This window comes from Candidatus Methylobacter oryzae (assembly GCF_003994235.2).
Classification (GTDB): domain Bacteria; phylum Pseudomonadota; class Gammaproteobacteria; order Methylococcales; family Methylomonadaceae; genus Methylobacter_A; species Methylobacter_A oryzae.
In genome coordinates this window covers 15,643-37,011 of the sequence record NZ_RYFG02000008.1, presented here as the reverse complement: position 1 = coordinate 37,011, position 21,369 = coordinate 15,643, and the positions used below count along the sequence as shown (strand labels likewise).

Annotated in this window: 16 protein-coding genes; 13 read left to right on the top strand and 3 right to left on the bottom strand. The window is 51.0% G+C overall.

The window, feature by feature from the left end:
- Positions 1 to 12 precede the first annotated feature (12 nt).
- The 9 genes from EKO24_RS00930 to EKO24_RS00890 all read left to right on the top strand — a co-directional run bounded on the left by EKO24_RS00930 (position 13) and on the right by EKO24_RS00890 (position 10,269).
- On the top strand, positions 13 to 1,113 hold the full coding sequence (locus tag EKO24_RS00930) for a calcium-binding protein (protein ID WP_127029462.1): 1,101 nt from the start codon (positions 13 to 15) through the stop codon (positions 1,111 to 1,113).
- Positions 1,114 to 1,299: 186 nt separating this feature from the next.
- Positions 1,300 to 1,995: a hypothetical protein gene (locus EKO24_RS00925; protein WP_127029463.1), complete on the top strand. Its 696-nt coding sequence runs from the start codon at positions 1,300 to 1,302 to the stop codon at positions 1,993 to 1,995.
- 125 nt (positions 1,996 to 2,120) lie between these two features.
- The gene (locus EKO24_RS00920) at positions 2,121 to 2,609 is read left to right on the top strand and encodes a hypothetical protein (protein ID WP_206667185.1); all 489 of its coding nucleotides are present in this window, start codon (positions 2,121 to 2,123) and stop codon (positions 2,607 to 2,609) included.
- Between the two features lie 87 nt (positions 2,610 to 2,696).
- Positions 2,697 to 3,194, top strand: a complete 498-nt coding sequence (locus EKO24_RS00915) for a TlpA family protein disulfide reductase (protein ID WP_127029465.1) — start codon at positions 2,697 to 2,699, stop codon at positions 3,192 to 3,194.
- Positions 3,194 to 3,409, top strand: a complete 216-nt coding sequence (locus EKO24_RS00910) for a DUF4266 domain-containing protein (protein ID WP_127029466.1) — start codon at positions 3,194 to 3,196, stop codon at positions 3,407 to 3,409. Before EKO24_RS00915 ends, EKO24_RS00910 begins: the two co-directional genes overlap by 1 nt.
- Positions 3,410 to 3,696: 287 nt before the next feature.
- On the top strand, positions 3,697 to 4,920 hold the full coding sequence (locus tag EKO24_RS00905; protein ID WP_127029467.1) for a DUF3570 domain-containing protein: 1,224 nt from the start codon (positions 3,697 to 3,699) through the stop codon (positions 4,918 to 4,920).
- Positions 4,921 to 4,939: 19 nt separating this feature from the next.
- Positions 4,940 to 6,820, top strand: a complete 1,881-nt coding sequence (locus EKO24_RS00900) for a protein-disulfide reductase DsbD family protein (RefSeq protein ID WP_127029468.1) — start codon at positions 4,940 to 4,942, stop codon at positions 6,818 to 6,820.
- A 288-nt stretch (positions 6,821 to 7,108) separates the two neighbouring features.
- Complete coding sequence (locus EKO24_RS00895; RefSeq protein ID WP_127029469.1) at positions 7,109 to 8,893, top strand: sensor histidine kinase; 1,785 nt, start codon at positions 7,109 to 7,111, stop codon at positions 8,891 to 8,893.
- Positions 8,887 to 10,269, top strand: coding sequence for a sigma-54-dependent transcriptional regulator (locus EKO24_RS00890; RefSeq protein WP_127029470.1), 1,383 nt, complete (start codon positions 8,887 to 8,889; stop codon positions 10,267 to 10,269). Before EKO24_RS00895 ends, EKO24_RS00890 begins: the two co-directional genes overlap by 7 nt.
- A gap of 15 nt (positions 10,270 to 10,284) precedes the next feature.
- Here EKO24_RS00890 and EKO24_RS00885 read toward each other — a convergent pair whose 3' ends face one another.
- Together EKO24_RS00885 and EKO24_RS00880 are read right to left on the bottom strand one after the other, a co-directional pair.
- Entirely contained in the window at positions 10,285 to 11,049 is a 765-nt protein-coding gene (locus tag EKO24_RS00885; RefSeq protein ID WP_127029471.1) for a slipin family protein, read from the bottom strand.
- Entirely contained in the window at positions 11,042 to 12,442 is a 1,401-nt protein-coding gene (locus tag EKO24_RS00880; RefSeq protein WP_127029472.1) for an NfeD family protein, read from the bottom strand. The genes EKO24_RS00885 and EKO24_RS00880 overlap by 8 nt, the downstream gene beginning before the upstream one ends.
- Before the next feature lie 101 nt (positions 12,443 to 12,543).
- Here EKO24_RS00880 and EKO24_RS00875 point away from each other — a divergent pair, with 101 nt between their 5' ends.
- The 4 genes from EKO24_RS00875 to EKO24_RS00860 all read left to right on the top strand — a co-directional run bounded on the left by EKO24_RS00875 (position 12,544) and on the right by EKO24_RS00860 (position 18,430).
- Positions 12,544 to 12,969, top strand: coding sequence for a hypothetical protein (locus EKO24_RS00875; protein WP_127029473.1), 426 nt, complete (start codon positions 12,544 to 12,546; stop codon positions 12,967 to 12,969).
- Positions 12,970 to 13,142: 173 nt separating this feature from the next.
- On the top strand, positions 13,143 to 14,423 hold the full coding sequence (locus tag EKO24_RS00870; protein WP_127029474.1) for a chloride channel protein: 1,281 nt from the start codon (positions 13,143 to 13,145) through the stop codon (positions 14,421 to 14,423).
- Positions 14,424 to 14,791: 368 nt separating this feature from the next.
- Complete coding sequence (locus EKO24_RS00865) at positions 14,792 to 15,568, top strand: 4-hydroxy-tetrahydrodipicolinate reductase (protein ID WP_127029475.1); 777 nt, start codon at positions 14,792 to 14,794, stop codon at positions 15,566 to 15,568.
- 219 nt (positions 15,569 to 15,787) lie between these two features.
- A complete protein-coding gene (locus tag EKO24_RS00860) occupies positions 15,788 to 18,430 on the top strand; it encodes an MMPL family transporter (RefSeq protein ID WP_127029476.1) in 2,643 nt (880 codons plus the stop codon).
- A gap of 206 nt (positions 18,431 to 18,636) precedes the next feature.
- On the opposite strand, the gene EKO24_RS00855 is transcribed toward EKO24_RS00860, so the two are convergent.
- Entirely contained in the window at positions 18,637 to 21,348 is a 2,712-nt protein-coding gene (locus EKO24_RS00855) for a cation-transporting P-type ATPase (RefSeq protein ID WP_127029477.1), read from the bottom strand.
- Positions 21,349 to 21,369: the final 21 nt, after the last annotated feature.

Below are 21,369 nucleotides of genomic sequence, written 5' to 3'. Positions count from 1 at the left end.
GGAGATAACAAAATGAGTTCACATCAGTTAGAAAACGACAACCACACATCTTCCGAGCACGATACACAGGAGAACGAAAACCACAATTTGTCGGCAACAGATCCTGGCGTTCAAGGCAGCGACGGCTTGCTTGGAAATCTAAACTCCGGTTCTTTGAGCAACGCCACGGGAAACAGCACAGTCAACACAAGCGGGCTTGAAAATCACAGTGACAGTTCTTCCGAACAGCATGCAGAGGAAAACGGCTCCGGCACTCAGAGTAACAATCCGGTTAACGGTAACTCCCTTCCAAATCCCGCCGGAAGTTCATCGGCAGCCGCCACTGGCATTCAAGGCGACGGTTCACTTGAAAAAATAATTGCGGCTGCTCTTCAAAATCCCAGTGGAATTAACGCAATGAGTTCAAATGAACTTGAAAATCACGATAGCAACGCACCTTCCGAACAGCAGATACAAGAAGGCCAAAAAGACTCCGAAGGTTACGAATACCATTACTCATCGGCAACAAATCCCGAAGTTCACGGCAATAACACAGTCGGGAATGTGATCAAAGGTAGCGACAACAACGACTCACTGTATGGCGGAAGCGTTAATGATGTGCTTGATGGTAGCAACGGTAATGATTACCTGGACGGAGGAAACGGAAACGATACCTTGATAGGTGGCGGCAACACTGACACAGGCGAAAATCATCTTAACGGCGGCAACGGCGATGACATTCTCGTTGCGGGCGGCAGCAAAACCAGCCAGTTAGACCAATTTCTTGCAAACCATCAAGACATCGTCAACTCCGTAAAGTCGGATCAAAAATTGACCGATGTAGCTGCAATTATAAATAGCGTTACCAATAACACAGGTAACGGGGCTCATAACATTTTTGATGTTCATAGCGGCAGCGGCCATGATCAAATTTTTAACTTTCATGCCGCAACCGACAAAGTTCAACTGGATAGCGGGCTTAACGGCTCCGACATTCGCGATATAAATAGCCTTCTTACCCATATACACATCTCCGGAAACGATTTAAGCATTGACCTTGGCGGCGGCAACTCAATAACGCTGGTAGGCGTCGATGTCTCGGGATTGTCTGCAAATAATGTAGCTTTTGTGTAGTCCTGCCCGGAGCATAAAGATGTTGCGGCCGTTACTGTCATTTATGCCCTGCCCTGTTTTTAACAGCCAGGCTTGATCTTACTGATGTTATTTCGATTGGCGGTTGTAGCGTCGAAATAATCGGAGCCTGCGATTTTTATATAAAACAATTGTTAGTTAAAAGAAACTTTAACAGAGAGAAATAATATGGCTAAGAAACTACTTTCCCGGGCAGCTGTTATCAGCAAGCCTAATGCTGTTTTAATTTTGCTGACGCTGGCCGGCGTGACGCCTGGCGTTCAGGCTACGCAACAATATATGGATTATTACAACGCACCGGCCTGTACCTCTTGCCATACCAGCGGCGTCTTTAACAGCAGTACAGGAAAAGCCGGGCTGAGCGCCTATTTGGCATCGAAAACGCCTACTTGCACCTCGCCCCAAGTGTTGCAAGGCAATGTTTGCGTCACTCCCGTTTCAAGTTGCACTGCGCCGCAAGTGCTGCAGGGCAACGTTTGCGTATCGCCGGAGTCTGTCACAAGCGATTCCGACCGTATATTTGCTTATATGGAAACGTCTTATCCGGGATACTTCGCACCGAAAGGCGCGGCTTCCTCCACCGCCTCCGGCTTTTACTATCGTTATTATTCGGCCACTAACGCTTATCTTGCCACGGTCAGCGGGACAGTGTACTACCTGGGTCCGGCCTCGCAGAACCAAATCGTTTCCTTGGGCGCTATGGCCGATTGGCTCGCCGCAGCAATTAAAACTAATCCTACCAATTATGCCTCTGGTACGAATACAGGTTATGGCTCAGGCAACATAAATGACGACGATCACGGCAATGGTCACGATGATCACGACGACGATCATAACGGCAGCGGTCATGATCACGATGATTAACCCATGCGAAACAGTGTCTTAAATTCATAAACGCAATGCTCCGGCTAATCGATCCGTATGCCGGCCCTCTGTCGAATTTTAGACCAACGCGACTAAACAATTAATTTATAAGAGCGACAATGACTATGAAACTTTTTATCCGAGTTTTTATTTTTACCTTAACGTTAGCCGGCATCATGGCTAATGCTCAAGCCACTCAGCAATACATGGATTATTACCAAGCACCGGCATGCACCTCTTGCCATACCAGCGGCATCCTCAACAGCAGGACGGGAAAAGCCGGTCTGAGCGCCTATCTGGCTGCAAAAACGCCTACTTGCAGCGCGCCGCAAGTATTGCAGGGCAACGTCTGTGTAACGCCGGCACCTACAATCAGCGACTCCGACCGTATTTTCGCTTATCTGGAATCGATCTATCCCGGATATTTAGCACCGGCAGGACCGGCATCCTCTAACTTCTCCGGCTACTATTACCGTTATTATCCGTCTACTAACGCTTATATCGCCACCGCCAACGGAACGGTTTATTATTTAGGTTCGGCCTCACAGAATCAGATTATTTCCTTGGGCGCACAGGCCGATTGGCTTGCCAAAGCCGTTGCGGCAGGTTTCTAATTCAATTCAGCATAAAACTACTTTTACAACACCGGAGTCGCCGCCCCGCTGAGCCGGCGACTCTTCAAATTAGAGGAAATCCTAAATATGCAAAACAGAGTTTTTATAATTGCCCTGCTCCTGTTAATCGGCATTTTTAAAGCTAATGCCGCAGAAGTCGGACAAGCGGCGCCGCAGTTTACGTTGCCGTCTTTACTGCAAAATCAAGCCGCCAGCCTGAATCAATTCAGCGGCAAAGTGGTTTATGTCGACTTTTGGGCGTCCTGGTGCCAGCCTTGCCGGACTTCGTTCCCGCTGCTAAACAAGCTGCATCAAAAACTGAAGGATCAAAACTTTGAAGTCGTGGCGATTAATCTCGACGAAGATAAAGCCAACGCCGAAAAATTCCTGAAAGACATCCCCGTCACCTTTACCGTTTTGCACGATGCCAAGGGCGAATGGGCCGATAAATTTGTCGTTGAATCGATGCCGACGTCGTTCATCGTCGATAAACAAGGCATCATTCGTAACATTCATCACGGTTTTGTCAGCGACGACATTAAAGTGCTTGAACAAAAAATTATGCAATTGCTGGCGGCAAAGTGATGAGACAGATCAATTTATTGTTGCTGCTGGGTTTGCTTGCAAACTGCATAGCCTGCACGGAAGTATTGCCCAGGCAGCGCGGCAATCTGGCGCTGCCGCACATGTCTTTTACGCCCGATGCGCTGGAATTCGGCTTGCGCCAACACACGGCTTTCAGTAAAGAATCCGCAAGCGGCGGCTATGGCGGCGGTGGCGGCGGTTGCGGCTGCAATTGATCAATCGTGAGCAATTACGGCGCCGATTTTTATATTTTGATTTTTTTGTAACTGAAATGGAACACGGATGACGCGGATAAGACGGATAAACACGGATTTAAAGCTGAGTTGAGCAGCTTGTCTGCGCAAACTAAACTTATGCCCTTTGGGTATAAACACTGATTTTAAAAGCGTAATCGGACTTGGCTTGGGTTAGAAATCCGTGTCAATCCGTCCTATCCGTATCATCCGTGTTCTATTGAATATAAGCAGAGTAGTTATATTTTTTAAGTGAATAACAAATTCCCATGAAACAACGAAAAATAAGTCATACCCTCGCACGCTTAAGCTGTGCAGCCCTGGCGCTGCCGGGACTGATGCCGACTGCAACGGCCGGACGCGTCGAAGAAACCTACAACGCCGATTTTCAGTATGGCCATTACGCCGAAAGCAACCAGCGCATGCAGGTCGATATTTTCGAAGGCGCGCTATCCGCCCCTATCGGCAAGTCGATGACCGCTTCTGTGAACCTGGTTCGCGATATGGTGTCCGGCGCCTCGCCGATCTATAACTACAAAGATGAACAAGGCCGCATTCAGCAAGTCATCAGCGGCGCGTCGCCGTCCAGCTCATGCGGCGAATCGATCTGCGAACAACGCGACGCCGTCAGCTCCGGCTTAACTTATTTTCTCGATTCCGCAGCGATCAACGCCGGCGGCGGTTTTTCCAGGGAACACGATTACACGTCGCGTTATTTCAATACCAATATGAGCCTGGATTTGAATAAAAAACTGACCACGCTGAATTTCGGCGCTTCGGTCGCCTTTGATGAAATCGCACCGTCGCCTTCGGCCTGGAATAGCCGGGACATGAACTTTAAGAGTCATAAAACCAGCCAGCAATATTTACTCGGCGTCGCGCAAGTGATCGACAAGGATTCTCTGGTACAAAGCAATATGACCTTCGGCTACCAAAGCGGCTTCTTGTCCGATCCTTATAAATGGGTGGCGTTTTACGACGGCAACAACTTCTCGGATTTCCAGCAGGACAAGCGTCCGCAACAAAAGTTCCAGTGGGCCTGGCTGAATCAATATGTTCGCCATTTCGGCGCATTGAACAACGCGGCCTTGCATCTCGATTACCGCTTCACCACCGACGATTGGGGCGTGAACTCGCACACCTTCGAGGCCAGCTGGCATCAACCGATCGTCGATAACTGGCAAATCATTCCGCGCTTTAGATATTATTCGCAGGACAAAGCCGACTTTTATCAGCCGGTCTTTGACGGCAACTCGGCAAATTACGCGGCCTATTCCAGCGATTATCGCTTGGCCGGATTCGGCGCGTTTTCAGGAGGGCTAAAATTGAGCAAGGAAATCACCCAAATCAAGCCTTTCAGCCAATTAAAATTCCAGACCGGTTTTGAATATTACAACCATAAAGCCGGCTATGAGCTCGGCGGCAATAACCGCGGCAATTTCGACAGCTTTAGCTATACGATGGTGACCGCCTCGTTTAATTTGAAGTTTTAAAATGACAGGTTATAGAAAAATGATCGGAAAAATTGCTTCAATAACACTACTGTGGCTGTTCGGCATTGTCATCGCACACGCCGAGATTCCTAAAGCCGCGCTGAGCGCGACATTAGTAAGCCAGGAAAAATGGCCTGCCGAGTATAAACTCTCGTTGACCGTGCCTAAAGATCATCATGCCTATCTCGATAAAGGCGATGAAAATGCTTATATCCCGGTTGAAATCGATGCGAAAGGAAAACTGGCTTCGTCCGGCTTAACTCTTAGCGATCTGCAAAAACCTGCCGGGGAGCGCGATGAGGTAGCCAAAGCAGTCGTCTTAAGAAATCAAGGCGATTTCAGGTTTACGCTTAGCCCTTCGGGCAACGAACCGTTGACCGTCAATAAAGCCGCATTGGATGTGACTTACCAGCTCTGCAACGACATCACGCATGTGTGTTTTCGTCCGCAAACAGCACAAATCGAGCTGACGTTGCCTGCGGTGAGCACTGATGAATCGTCAGACACATTCGGCATTACCGAGCGCTTGCTGTCGCTGTTTAAAGATAACCAGGACAACACATTCATCATCTTCGGGCTGATGTTCATTGCCGGCATGTTATCCGTGGCGACGCCTTGCGTTTATCCGATGTTGCCGATTACCTCGATGTTCGTCGCCAACCGCGCCAACGGTGTGACCGAGAAGGTCAAGCTGCATGCGCTGGCCTATATGGTCGGCATTATCGGCACTTATATGCTGTTGGGACTGATTGCAGGAATGACCGGAGGCGCGTTTAACGCCTTCATGCAATCGGCTTGGGTGAATATCGGCTTCGCGTTGTTTTTCAGCTTCTTCGCCATCGCTTTGCTCGGTTTTTACGAACTGGGGTTCATGCAAAATGAGGTGCATACACTGGAACAACGCACTTATCACGTGAAGGGTTTAGCCGGAACCTGGTTGATGGGTACGGTGGCCGGCCTGGTTATTTCGCCCTGCGTCGGCCCAATCGTATTTGCGCTGCTGCTGCAAGTCGCCGACCTGATCGCCGATGAGGCCAACGCGCTGGCGTTAACCGGCCAAAGCCTGACTGTTTGGGATAAGTTGCGCATCTCAAGCCAAGGCAGCCTGATGATGGGCGGTTTCGGCCTGGGCGTCGGCCTGCCTTTTTTCACGATCAGCGTCGTCAAATTCAAGAAACTGCCGAAATCCGGCTACTGGATGAATAAAGTCAAGTATGCGTTCGGCCTGATGATTTTATATTTCGCTTATGTGTATTTTGCCAAAGGCATGGGCGTGTTGGGCGTGGAGCCCGCCGTCACGCTATCGTTGACCTTCGGCATAGTCGCGGTATGGATTGCGGTGGTCTATTTCAACGTATTATCGCTAGTGCCCGCCGATGCCCAGCCGAACCGGAAAATGCATCATTTTTGCGGCGTCATGTTATTGATCACCGGCGCCTGGTTGATCGTAGCAAGTTTGGGACAAACACCGATTATCAATACGGCTCGCGCCAATACCATTGCCGCTGAAAGCTGCGAAAACACAGCAAGCTCGGCAATACAGGAAGAAGCCGGCATTTCATGGTACCGAAATTTCGATGCCGCCCAAAAAGTGGCGCTACAAACCGGCAAACCGATTTTCATCGACTTCTATGCCAGTTGGTGCGCCAACTGCATCGCGTTCAAGGCCGAAGCGGCTAATAACGTTCAACTGAATCAAGCGCTAAGAGAAAAAGCCGTGGCGGTAAAGCTGGTCGACAAAGAACCCGAGTTTGAAAAGTTCCGTAATCACCCGGAACACCGGCAATTAAAAATCGGCCTGCCGTATTTTTCGATTCTATCGCCGAACGGCAAATTGATTTGGTCGAGCACGGATTACCAGGCAACGGAAAAAATGGTGAGTGTGCTGGCAAGCTTCTAGTCAGTTGCAGACTGTCCGCGAAAAGCACGAAAGCCACGAAAAAATGTAACTATTCAGCATATAGAGCAATGGAACACGGATGACACGGATTAAACGGATCATCACTGATTTTAAAAGCGTCATCGAACTTGGCTTGGATTAAAAATCCGTGTAAATCCGCCCTATCCGTGTCATCCGTGTTCTCTATGTACGCTCTTTTTCGTGCTTTTCGTGTTTTTCGTGGACTACGCTTTTTAATATCCGGCCAGTTGAATTTTGCGAGACGGCTAACGGCATTTATAATGATTTATGCCTATTCACCGAATATTGTTAATCTCTTTTCTTTTACTGTTGCTGTTAGCCACAGTGCCGATAGTCGGGCTGTCCTTTTATGCGTCGCGGGTGGCGCTGGAAGCGGAAATCGGACGCAACCTTAAAAACGACGCGGCCATGTTGATGGAACAAATCGACATGTTGATCTTTGAACGCTTGCAGAATGTTCATTCATGGAGCCACCTGGATATTATCCAGGAAGGCCGCATCGGCGATATAGATAAACGGCTGGCGCAATTTCTAGGGGAGCTGGAACGCGGTTATCCCGGCGTCTATCGAAACCTGTTTTACTTGGATAAAGACAACAGGATTGTCGCGGCCGGAGATCCGGCATTGATCAAGCAAGTCTTCCAGCCGCCGGGGGACTGGATACATGCACAGGTACCGCACGGTGAAGTCTTCCTGGAAACCTTGCAATTACAACCGCCTTATGAACAGGCGGACCTGTTGATCCGCGCCCCGGTGCACGACAGCTACGCGTCCGGCGACATCGGCCAGCTTTACGGCGTGTTCGACCTTCGGCAAATTTTCAGGTTGTTCGACCAGGCCAGCCATTCCGACTCAGGCGAACGCTTTGTCATTTTGCTGGATGCGGATGGCCGGACAATCGCCTCTTCCGCGACAGCCCGCGAACAAAAGCTGCTGTTGACCGATACCTTTGCCGGCTGGAGGCTTGCAGAAGCCAACGGTATCGCGGTCCATACCGGCAAGCCGCTGACCGATTCATCGGTACTGGTCGGTTATGCGGTATCGAAAGGTTATCAGGACTACGCGAATATGGGTTGGTCATTGCTGGTTATCCAGTCTACCCAACAGGCATTCCAGCCGATCTGGGCGTTATGGTGGCTGTTTTTCGCCGCTTTTATCACGACAGGATTGATCGCCAGCGGCGTCGCGCAATGGGTGGCGGGACGCGTCGCGAAACCGTTGCTGGATTTAACTGCCTGGGTTCGCTGTTTCCAAAAGTCGTCGGACTGCATCAGTCCCGCTGTATCCGGCGCGCGGGAAGTTCGCGAGCTGAGTTCGGCCTTTGGGCAGCTGATCGAGGATTTGGAGCGCTCCCGGCAACAAGTCGTCCATGCTGCTAAATTGGCCGTTGTCGGCGAGATGGCCGCGATCATGGCCCATGAAGTGCGCACCCCGCTCGGCATTTTGCAAACCACCGCGCAAATGTTGCAATGGGAAACGGCGCTAAGCCCGGAAGGACGGGAAATGACGCAAATGATTGCCGATGAAAGCACCCGCCTGAACCGTTTGATCAGCACGCTGCTGGACTGCGCCCGTCCGCGCCAGCCCAATATGCAGTCGCAAGACCTGCACAAAATCATCGCTCGGGTTATCGACCTGCTGGCCACGCAGGCGCAAAAAAAATCGATACAGGTTGACTGGTCAATGCCCGAACATGCCGCGATAATCGAATGCGACCAGGAACTATTAGTCCAGGTCTTCCTGAACCTGATACTGAACGCGATTCAAATCATTCCGGCAAACGGCCGGATACGGGTTCATACCGATTGTTCGGGTAGCGAGTCGGTAAAAATCGCGATAGAAGACAATGGCCCCGGCATCCCGGCGGACAATTGCGCGCGCTTGTTCGATCCGTTTTTTACCACCAGGGAAGGCGGCATCGGCCTGGGTTTAACCGTCACCCAACAAATCGTCTCCGTCCACAAAGGCCATATCTCCGCGGATAAAAGCGGACTGGGCGGAGCCTGTTTTACACTGTTTTTACCTTTTTCTCAGGAACAAAAAATATGCTGAACGGATCGCGAGTCCTGGTAGCCGACGATGAACCCAACGCCCGGCGCGTACTGGAAATTTTATTGCGTAAACTCGGTTGCGAAGTGTTTTCCGCACCCGATGGACAATCGGCGCTGGACTTGTTGCATCAAGGACCGATGGATTTATTGATCACCGACCTGAATATGCCGGGCATGAGCGGACTGGAGCTGTTAACCGCGATACGCGACAACGGCCATACTTTTCCGATCATTGTCGTGACCGCCTACGGCACTGTCGAGAACGCGGTCGCAGCCATGAAACTCGGCGCGTTCGATTTCATTATCCGGCCGCTGGATGTCGAACAAGTGGAAATGGTGATTCGCCGCGCGCTCGATGTCCGTAGAGTACACCAGGAAAACGAATTCCTGCGCGACGAGATGAATAAAGGCTGGGGCGAATTCATCGGCCAATGCCCGGCCATGCAGAAAACCTATGAACTGATCCGGCAGGCCGGACCTAGCAAAGCCAGCATTTTTATCATCGGCGAAACCGGAACCGGAAAAGAATTGGTTGCGCGCGCGATTCACAGCAACTCGGGCCGTAGCGGTTTATTCGTGCCGATCAATTGCGCCGCGATTCCTGCCGAAATTCTGGAAAGCGAGTTATTCGGTTATGTGCGCGGCGCTTTTACCGGCGCTCACAAAGACAGGGTCGGCAAATTTGAATTGGCGCATCAAGGTACGTTGTTCCTGGATGAAATTACCGAAATGCCTCTTGCCCTTCAAGCCAAACTGCTGCGGGTGCTCCAGGAAAGCCGTATCGACCGTTTGGGCAGCAATCACAGCATTGAAATCGATATCCGCATTATCGCCGCGACCAACCGCGACCCGCTCGGCGCGGTTCGAGAGCAGCGCTTGCGCGAAGACCTTTACTATCGCATCAACGTCTTAGGCATTCAGCTGCCTCCGTTGCGGGAGCGGCAAGAAGATATACCGTTGCTCGCGCGTCATTTCATCAAGCAATACCGGAAAGCGCTGGGCGGCGGCGATTTTAACCTGCCGGATGAAGTCGCCCGGGCATTAATGGCCTATGCCTGGCCGGGCAATGTCCGCGAACTGGAAAACATGATGGAAAGAGCCGTGGTGTTGAGTCAGGGCGGCGGAATTGGCCTCAGTCATTTGCCGCAGGAAATACTGTTAAAAGAGCCTCCAGTGAGCTTAGCTCTTGTCGACGAAGCTGAAGAAGACCTGGATTTGGAGGCCGGCGTCGAAAAGCTGGAAAAAAGATTATTGAACAAAGCGCTTGCCCAATCTGCCGGCAATAAAGCCAAAGCGGCGCGCCTGCTGAAAATCAGCGAACGCACGCTTTGGTATAAGCTTAATAAATACGGCTTAAAAGCAGGGAGTCCGGAATAAGTTGCGATCTCCGGACTATTCATCCGAACCGGGCGTTTGCTGTTTCAATAAACTGCCGACGATATTGACCGGTAACGGAAACACAATGGTTGAGGATTTTTCGCCGGCGATTTCGGTTAATGTTTGCAGGTAACGAAGCTGAATGGCTTCGGGTTGCCGCGCCAGAATGCCGGCTGCCTGCAATAATTTTTCCGAGGCCTGCATTTCGCCTTCCGCATGGATGATTTTCGCGCGGCGGGTCCGTTCCGCTTCGGCCTGTTTGGCAATCGCCCTGACCATGCTTTCGTCCAGGTCGACGTGCTTGATTTCGACATTGGTAACTTTGATGCCCCAGGCATCGGTCTGTTGATCGAGTATCGTTTGAATATCGAAATTCAATTTGTCCCGTTCCGCCAGCATTTCATCCAGTTCATGCTGGCCCAATACCGAACGCAACGTCGTCTGGGCAAGCTGGCTGGTGGCGTCGTAAAATTTTTCCACCTGGATAATGGCTTTGTCGGGATCGATGACCCGGAAATAAATCACCGCATTAACTTTGACCGACACGTTATCCCTGGAAATGACATCCTGGGTCGGCACGTCCATTACGACGGTGCGCAGGTCGACTTTTTCAATCTGTTGAACCAGCGGGATTACCAGGATCAAGCCGGGGCCTTTGATCTTGTAAAAACGCCCGAGCATAAAAATCACGCCGCGCTCATATTCCCGCAAAATCCTGAACGCGCTGAGCAACAACAGAATCGCAAAACCGCCAAAGACAAGACTGAAATATTCAAACATGGGGATTCTCCTGGTTGGGAATGGACGATACCCTCAGGATCAGGCCGTCCCTGCCGGTTACCTGTATGGGCTGGTTTTTACGCAATGTTTCATCGGTACGGACTCGCCAGATTTCGCTATGGATGCGGGCCAGTCCGGTGCCGGTAAAATCCTCCAGAGCGATGCCGGTTTTTCCAAGCAATTCCTCCTGGCCGCTGACGACCGGCTTGCGTCTCGCCTTGAACACCAGCCCCAAAGCCATGATTAAAAATAACGCGCTGCTGAGCGCGAACGCCCAGATCAACGCGATATTGATGCCGAAACCCGGCGCATCGGTATCGATCAGGATGATGGAGCCGATCACAAATGCGGTCAGCCCGCCGAAACCGAGTATGCCGATACTGGGCACGAAAGCCTCGGCCACCATCAGCGCTATGCCTAATAAAATCAGCGCTATGCCGGCATAATTGATCGGCAGCACCTGAAACGCGAACAACGCCAGCAACAGGCAAATGCCGCCGATGGTGCCGGGCACGATGCTGCCGGGGCTGGAAAATTCAAAAATAATGCCGTAAATGCCGGCCAGCAGCAGGATATAGGCGATATTCGGATTCGTGATCACGGCCAGCAATTCACTGCGCCAGTCCGGTTCGATTAGATTGACCGTTATGTTTTTCGTTTCAAGAGTAAGGTCTTGCCCCAAAACGCGGACCGTCCGTTTATCGAGCTTCTTCAGTAAATCGTCCCGGTCAGCCGCCAATATATCGATCACGTTCAGCTTCAAGGCTTGTTCGGCAGACAAACTAACTGCATCGCGAACCGCCCGCTCGGCCCACTCGGCGTTTCTGCCGCGCATCTCGGCCAAGCTTCTGATATAGGCCACGGCATCGTTGACGGCTTTTTGCGTTATCGGATTTTTCATCGGCGAACCCGGCGATTTTTTATCCGAAGGCTCGGATTTATCGGGTTTTTCATCCACTTTGCCGGGATCGAACAATTGCACCGGCGTCGCCGCGCCCAAGTTGGTGCCGGGCGTCATCGCGGCAATATGGCCGGCGTACATGATGTAAGTCCCGGCGCTGGCCGCTCTCGCGCCTCCGGGCGTGACATAGACAATGACCGGAATCGGCGAGGCAATGATCTTCTTGATAATCTGGCGCATTGAAGTGTCGAGCCCGCCCGGCGTATCCATCGCAATCAGGATTGCCTTGGCGCCCGAGTCGACGGCTTTGTCCATGCTTCGTTCGATATAATCGCCGGTGGCGGGGCCGATCGCGTCCTGAATCGTCAATTGCACGATGGTTGCGTGCGGCGTGGAGGAAGTAGCGTCGTCCACGGCCTGGGCGGACATCGATAACGCGGGGAGAACGGCGAGTAACAGCAGAAGAATGTAGCGATCAATTGGTGTTGTCATAAGCATAGTCCTGACTCTTCCAAACTTGATAGATAGTCCGAGTCTACGCCACGATTTTATTCAGGGCAATCCATTCCGGGCGGATTTATTCCGGTAAAAGATTGGCTCCCACGCGGCGCTTCGTCAAAAAGGAAGTGTCGCTCAGCATTCACTACGACAAATTCAAAGTCTTCAGAAATGCAGGCCATGCGTGTATCGCTGAACCGGATACCCAATGCCAGCCTTATCGGCTGTTCAAATTCGGTCCAGGCGAATTTGTGCTCCGGCGCGGCAAACGGGATTTAATCCATCCGCCGGCGCTCATCTTCCGCTCGTTCCCAGATATGGGCCGGAATACCCACAGGGCACAAGTAAGGCCGCCCGACGACGGCAAGTGCGGACGTTTCCGGCAACCGGAACTGGCGTTATGCGGAGAACAGTCCGATAGGCAGACCTTCCGGGGTTTTACTGGAGCTGCCGGGAGCGGCTCCAGTAAAAACCCCGGAAGGTCTAACCGGCTGCAAGCGGCCAATCTAATCTACGGCTGATATTTTTCGTGCCTTTCGTGGACGGTGCGTAACACCAGTTAATAAGTTATATCTGTATTTGACGGATATCCGAGCCGGAATAACCGAATTCAAAGTAAAGAGGCGTCCTTATAAAACATGATACTTAACATCAGCTATAATCCCGGCACTATCAATGTCATCTATTCAGTTCAATGCCAAAACAGTCTTTACCTTTTTTCTCCTTGATCGCCTGGAAACAACGTTTGGTATTCTGGATAGGCGCAATAATCGTCGGTTTGGTTATAGTGGCAATGACCTTGCTCAGCGAACGCGCCGTAAACCTCTACCGCTATTTTTCCATTGATTATGCTTGGTTTCACTTCGTTATCCCGCCTATCGGACTGGGGATAACGGCATGGATTACCTTTCGCTTCTTTCCCGGCAGCGAACGTAGCGGTATCCCCCAAGTTAAAGCGGCACTGGAAATCGCCGCCAATCCGGAGGAAAGAAATAAACTGCTTTCGTTGAAAATAGCGTTGGCAAAACTGTTTTTGCCTATCATAGGACTGTTTTCAGGCGCCTCAATTGGATTCGGAGGGCCTGCCGTTCATGTTGGCGCATCGATCATGCTATCGTTAGGCAATGCGGTGAAATTTCCTCCGTATTTTATAGAAAGAGGATTGATTATGGCCGGCAGCGCTGCCGGTTTTGCGGCCATGTTCAGCGCTCCTGTAGCAGGTATTATTTTTGCCGTCGAAGAAATGGGCCGGGCGCTGGAAGAGAGAATCAGCACTCTGGTATTAACAGCCATCATTTTTTCCGGTGTGACGGCTTATGCTTTATTAAACAGCTATATTTATTTTGCTGACGAATCGTTGATTATGCCTTGGGGCAAAAATTGGCAGGCCATACCGCTATGTGGAATTGTTGGCGGTTTTTTCGGCGGTTTGTTCAGCAAAATAATCATCTCAGGAGGCCGCCTGTTGAGCCGCTGCCGCTTTCCCATTGTTGTCATTGCCATTATTTGCGGCGGCGTGATCGCCATGGTGAATTATTTTTCCGACGGAGCAACCGTAGGTACCGGTTATCAACAAACCAAGGACATTTTACAAGGCATACGGCCTATGGATCCTTTCTATCCGTTCCTTAAAATGCTTGCCACCTGCGCAACTTTCTTTAGCGGCATACCCAGCGGAATCTTTGTGCCGTCGATTGCGGCAGGCGCGGGCCTAGGCGTCGATCTGGCAAGCTGGTTTCCGATAGCGCCCGCGCCAATCATGATTTTGCTGACCATAACCGCTTATTTTTCCGGGCTGCTGCAATCGCCGCTCACTTCTTTTGTGATAGTAATGGAAATGACCAACAGCCATGGACTCCTGATTCCGTTGATGGCTACCGCATTTTTTGCGCTCGGCACTTCCAAATTAATAAACCCGGTTCCGCTGTACAGCGCGCTATGTGAAACTTATAAATCGAAGGGCAATGAGGCCTGAGCCTGTGCCGCCGCGATACTCGGCGACAGCGGCAAGCCGAATAAACACCGGCAGCAATCGGCACGCCCAAGGAGTTGCAAATAACCGCAAAAAATAAGTTTGGGCGAATATTGCACATAATAGATACGACAAACAAATACATACTAAAGCAACTTTTAAGCAAAGTTTAATCAAAATTTAAGCATTAAACGGCTATCATTTTTGTAGTATGCAAAATATTTCTACGATTACATTTTCTTGTGTATTTGTTAAATTTTCGCCGACTGCAATCCCGATCACCGCTCTTTGCTTTATTCAATACCGACATTTAAACGTATGCATTCGATTGCCTATCTTTATTCCCTAATACACATCGAAGGAGGTTTATCGTGTCTTTTAAAACACGTATCGGTCTTATCGGTTATGGTAAAACCGGCAAAGCCGTAGCCAACGTACTCAACGCAGATCCGCGTTTCGAACTCTGCTGGATTGCCCGCCGCACCGCCGGCGGTTCCGTCAAAACTCATCCCGATACCGCCATTCCTATTTTCGGCGTCGATCGGCAATCGTTTGAAATGTTGTTTGCCCGGCATCCGGTCGATGCCGTAGTGGATTTTTCTTCGCCGGAAGCCGTACATGCTTATGGGGAAATAGTGCGAAAACGCAAAATCATGTTGGTCAGCGCGATTTCCGCTTATTCGAAAAACGATATGGCTTACGTCCGCAGCCTTGGCAATAATACGCGCGTCATGTGTTCCCCCAATATCACCTTGGGCATCAATTTCCTGATGACGGCAGCCAATCTGCTGCGCAAAATCGCTCCGTTCGCCGACGTGGAAATCCTTGAGCAACACTTTAAGGAAAAGCCCGAAGTTTCAGGCACGGCACTAAAAATTGCAGAAAAATTAGGCTTGGCGGACGACCAAATCACCTCGCTACGGCTCGGCGGCATTATCGGCGAGCATGAAGTCATTTTCGGCTTTCCACACCAAACAGTCCGTTTAGTTCATTCATCGATCAGGCGCGAAGCATTCGGCACCGGCGCGGCCTTTGCATTAGCCCAGCTCGAAAATTGCGCCATAGGCTTTTACACTTTTGAAGATCTACTGCTGCAAGCGGTCAATAGCGAATTGCCTAGGCCGAACGTTTTGGGAGCGGGAAATTAATTCATCATTCCGCATGGCAATTAAGTTATCTTAGGCAAAGCCTAAGATAACTTAATTTTGAAGTTGAGTTGAGTAGCCGGCCTGCTCAAACGAAACTGGGTATAAAACGGCAAAACAATCTTAAACTTCCTTGCCCTTGGGTTTATAAATTCTATAACGTGTTATACAAAGATCAGGAAACTATCGCAAATTAGCAAAAAGCAAACACCGAGGTGAAGCATGAAAAAAATGTCCGATCTCTACGTTTCTTTTCTCAGCGCCCTGGAAATAGGTTTTATGCGTTTCCCGAAGACGTTGATTTTCCTGGTAACCCTTGCCTGCGCAATCAGCCTGTATTACACCGCGCGGAATCTTGGCATTAATACCGATACCACAAAAATACTGTCCCAGGACTTACCGTTTTTACAGGATCGGGCCCGCTTTCTTAAAGCTTTTCCCCAGGACGATCAAGCGGTATTGGTCGTCGTCGATGCAAAAACGCCGGAACGGGCAACAGAGGCGCTCGATTATCTTGGCGCCCAATTCAAGACTGAAAAACAGCAGATAAAATCCGTCTATATTCCGGGCGAAGGCGAGTTTTTCGACCGCCACAGCCTGCTTTATCTCGATCTTGACGACCTAAATGAATTGACCGGTAAATTGGCGGAGGCGCAACCGTTTATCGGTACGCTGTCCGGCGACAACAGTCTCAAAAGCCTGCTGTCGATTGTGTCGCTTGCGATAACCACCGATGACCGCGAGTTGCCGGTCGACCTGAATCCGTTGTTGAATAATATCCGGGCGGTGATGGAGGCATTATTGAACGGAAAAAACCTTCAACTGTCGTGGCAACAGCTGATGCTCGGCGAGGACCAGGACTTACTGGCCAAACAACGCTTTATCCTGCTCAAGCCCGTGCTGAATTTCAATGAAGTGGTACCGGCCGAAAAATCGCTACAGAAAATTCGCGGCATTGTCGAAATAGCCAAAAAAGCGCTGCCTGACGTTAAGGTCCGGCTGACCGGCGAAGTCGTGCTGGAACATGACGAGCTGGAAAGCGTCGTATATAGCACGGAACTTGCGTCGTTTTTTTCGATGATTTTGGTTTTCCTGGCATTGTTGATAGGTTTCCGCTCGTTGAAGCTGGTGCTGATAACTTCGACCGTGCTGCTGATGGGCTTGGCGCTGACAGCAGGCTTTGCAACCCTGGCCGTCGGCCATCTCAACCTGATTTCGATAGCGTTTGCGTTGCTTTATATCGGCATTGGCGACGATTACGCAATACAGCTCAATCTGCGCTATCGAGAACTATTGCAGCAAAATCTTCCGCAAAAAGAGGCGCTGTCCCAGGCGGTGCGCAAAGTCGTGCCGTCAATGGCATTATGCGCGGCCGCGACCTCGGTAGGATTTTTTTCGTTCATTCCCACCGCCTATGTCGGGGTTTCGGAACTCGGCATCATTGCCGGCGGAGGCATATTAATCGCGCTAATGGTTTCAATGACGGTTCTACCGGCATTGTTGCGGCTATTTCCGCTAAAACCCGAGGCGAAAGATCCGCCAAGCGCTCTTCCCGCTTGGGTCTACGATGTGCCGATCCGCTACAGGACTTATTTCAAATGGATCGCAATCGGATTGACGCTGGCAGGCATCGCGCTGCTGACCCAGGTCAGGTTCGATTTTAACCCCCTGAACTTGCGCGCGCCCCGTAGCGAATCGGTCGCGACGTTCAAGGAATTGCTGAAAACCAAGACCGGTTCGCCGATGACGCTGACCGTGCTGGCCGAAAGTCCTGAGCAGGCGCAAGCCAAGGCGCGGCAACTGGAAAAACTAAAGTCAGTTAAAGATGCATTGACGATTTTCGACTTTATCCCGGCAGATCAGCAGCAAAAACTGGACATTATCCAGGAACTGGCTTTGGTCATGGGTGTTCGTCCGGATGCGTTTCCTCCGTTGCGTAAAGACAGCGCCGCCAATCATCGGGAAGCGTTGGCAACGTTTAAAAAAAACGTCGAACAAAGCTTGGCGAAGAATCCCGGCGGCGAATTATCGGCAAACTTACAGCCACTGCAAAAAGTCCTGGATCGGCTTTTGCTCGAGCTGGACTCGAAACCCTTGCCGGAACAGGAAGCGATGCTCGACCGATTGCAACAGAACCTGTTGGGCACTTTGCCGGACATGATGAACAAGCTGGGCAAAGTATTCGCTGCGGAATCGATCACGCTGGAGCAGCTGCCGGAAGATTTGTCCGAACGCTGGCTCAGCAAAGACGGCATTTATAGAATCCAGGTGTTTCCGGCGGAAAACCTCAACGACCATGCCAACCTGAAAGCGTTCATCGCCGATGTCAAACAAATTGCGCCTGACGCCACCGATTTGCCGGTCATTTACCTGGAGTCGGGAAACGCGGTGGTCCGTGCTTTTCAACAAGCGCTGGTTACGGCGCTGGCCATGACCGCCCTGGTATTGTTGATCGTGCGCCGCAGCATCAAGGATACCGTGCTTATTTTGTTGCCTTTGCTGATGACCGCGGTCTTGACCGGCGCGTCAACGGTATTGCTGAATAATCCGTTCAATTTCGCCAATATTATTGTGATACCGCTGCTGTTCGGCCTTGGCGTCGACAACGGCATTTATATCATGAACCGCTTGCGCAGCATGCCCGGCTCGGAACACAACGTCTTGCAGACCAGTACCACGCGAGGCGTCATTTTCAGCAGCCTGGCGACGTTATGCAGTCTAGTCAGCATGGCGTTCACGCCGCATTTGGGTTTGGCGAGCATGGGTTTGCTGTTGTCTATCGGCCTAGCCCTGGTGGTCGTGTGTACGATACTGGTGCTGCCGGCTTTTGCTTACAAGGCCCGCGGCGGATTCAACTCCCGATAATTGCGCTGCTTTATCCTCGACAAAAGCAGTTGAGCCACGGAAGAACGGATGAGCAATATCCTGTTTTATCCGTGTTTATACCCTAACTGACTTTCATTAAGCCGCTCATTAAAGAAACTCACGGTTAAAGCTGAGTTGAGCGGCTTGTCCGCTCAAACGAAACTTATGGCCTTTGGCTATAAAGCTGAGTTGAGCAGCCTGTCTGCTCAAACCCTACTTATGCCCTTGGGGTATAACTTAAAAAAATGCCGACGCACGAATTTTTCCAATCCCACGGCAATAGAGGTGATCAACGCAACGCCCAAAATCAACAGCCATTGATCCGTTTTAAATGCCGCACTGCCAAACAGTTTTTGCATGGGCGGCCAATAAGTAAACAGTAATTGCAGTAGCGTCATGCACACCGTGCCAAAAATCACCCATAAATTGGAAAATACCCCAACGTGAAACATTGAATATTTCAGGGAGCGGCAGTTGAACAGGTAAAACATTTCACTGAACACAAACACATTGACGGCTATCGTCCGTGCCGAGGCTAACGATTCACCCTGTGCCAACTCCCATTCAAACAGGCCGAAAGCGCCTATTAGCAGCAAAACGCCAACCAAAAGAATCCGGAAGACCAGCTGTCCGGTCAGGATGGGCTGCCGGGGATCGCGCGGTTTACGCTGCATTAAACCTGGCTCTTTCGGTTCAAACGCCAGCATCAAGCCAAGCAAGATCGCGGTGCTCATATTAATCCACAAAATTTGCACGGGGGTGATAGGCAGGGCAACGTCGGCAAAAATCGCCGCACTGATCACAAAACCTTCGCCGCAATTGGTCGGCAGCGTCCAGACGATAAATTTAACCAGATTGTCAAATACGCCGCGGCCTTCTTCGACCGCCGCGGCAATCGTGGAGAAATGGTCGTCGGTCAACACCATTGCCGCCGCTTCCTTAGCCACCTCAGTACCGCCCTGCCCCATCGCCACGCCGATATTGGCTTGCCGCAACGCGGGCGCATCGTTGACGCCGTCCCCCGTCATTGCGACGATATGGCCGTTAGCCTGCAAGGCTTGCACCAATTGTAGTTTTTGCTCCGGCGCAATACGGGCGTACACGGCGCAGTTTTCTATCAGTTGCGGATATTGCTTTTCATCAAGCGCTTGCAATTCCGCACCGCTAATGACGAGCCCGGTTTGCTGCATGCCCAATTGTTTGGCAATCGCCAATGCCGTGATGGGATGGTCGCCGGTAATCATTTTTACCTGAATCCCCGCCCGGTAACAGGCGGCGATTGAGGTAACGGCTTCAGGACGCGGCGGATCGATCATGGCTTGCAAGCCTAGAAAAGTTAAGCCGTCATGCAGATGTTCATGTTGAACGGCATCATCGTCGTGATCGGCGCGCGCAAATGCCAGCACTCGCAAACCTTGCGCCGCCATGCTTTCAACCTGTTGCTGCAACCGGGCTTTATCCAATGCTGTCGGTTGCATTTGCCGGTCGAAAGCTTTACTGCAACGGGTTAACAGACTTTCCGCCGAACCTTTCACATAGACATGGCGTGCATCGATGGCTTGATTATGATGCAAAGTCGCCATGAACTGATGTTTCGATTCAAAAGGAATCGCATCCAGACGAGGATGGGCGACGCTGACCGGAGTATGGTGCAGGCCGGCTTTGTGGGCGGCGACCAGCAACGCCCCTTCGGTAGGATCGCCTTCGATGCGCCAATTGTCCGCTTCTGCAAGCAACCGGGCGTCGTTACATAAAAGTCCTGCTTTTAAACATTCCATTAAAGCCGGGTAATCAGAGTAGGCAACGGCTTTGCCGTTAAGCTGGAAATCGCCGTCCGGGGTGTAACCGCTACCGGTGATGTCGAACAATTCGCCGCCCGCGTACAACGCCTGAACGGTCATTTGATTTTGCGTCAGCGTACCGGTCTTGTCCGAGCAAATGACGGTGGTGCTGCCCAACGTTTCCACCGCCGGCAGTTTGCGGATAATGGCATTGCGTTTTGCCATCCGCGATACGCCAATCGCCAGCGTGATGGTCAATGCAGCCGGCAAACCTTCGGGAATCGCCCCTACCGCTAAAGCTACCGACGCCATAAACATATCCAACATCGGTTTTCCCCGCCAAACGCCCACGGCAAAAGTCAGTGCCGCCAACCCAATGATGACCCATAGCAACAATTTACTGAATTGGCTTATTTTTTTGGTCAACGGCGTTTCCAGTTCAATGGCGCTGCTGATCATGCTGTTGATGCGTCCGATTTCGGTACGGTCGCCGACTTCCACGACGATGCCCAAACCGCTGCCATAGGTGATCAGCGTTGAGCAATACGCCATATTATGACGATCCGCCAATACGGTTTCCTCGCTCAAGGTCGCAAGACGCTTTTCCACCGGAACGGATTCGCCGGTGAGCGCCGACTCATCGATTTGCAGTTCGCGGGTTTGCAGCAAACGTAAGTCGGCCGGTACTTTATCGCCCGATTGCAGCAATATCACATCACCCACCGTCAGCTCGTTGGCAGGAATAGAACGGCGTTGGCCATTGCGCAATACCGTGGAATTGACGGTCAAAACACGGCTAAGTGCGTCAATGGCTTTCAGGGCATTGGATTCCTGGATAAAACCGATAACAGCGTTAATCAGCACCACGCCAAAAATTACGCTGCTGTCCACCCATTCTTCTAAAAATCCTGTAACACCGGCCGCAACCAGCAGAATATAAACCAAGGGCTGGTTAAACTGCTCAAGCAGCAAACGCAACGGACTTTTGCCTCGCTGTGGCGTCAGGCGGTTAAGGCCGTATTTTTGCAGCCGTTGCTTGGCTTCGTTTTCAGTCAAACCTTGCTTAATATCAACCTGCAAGTTCGTCGTCAGTGTTTCAGGCGGCAAATGGTGCCAGTTTGTTTTTTGCGATTTCATGGTCTGTTCCTGATTGTAGCA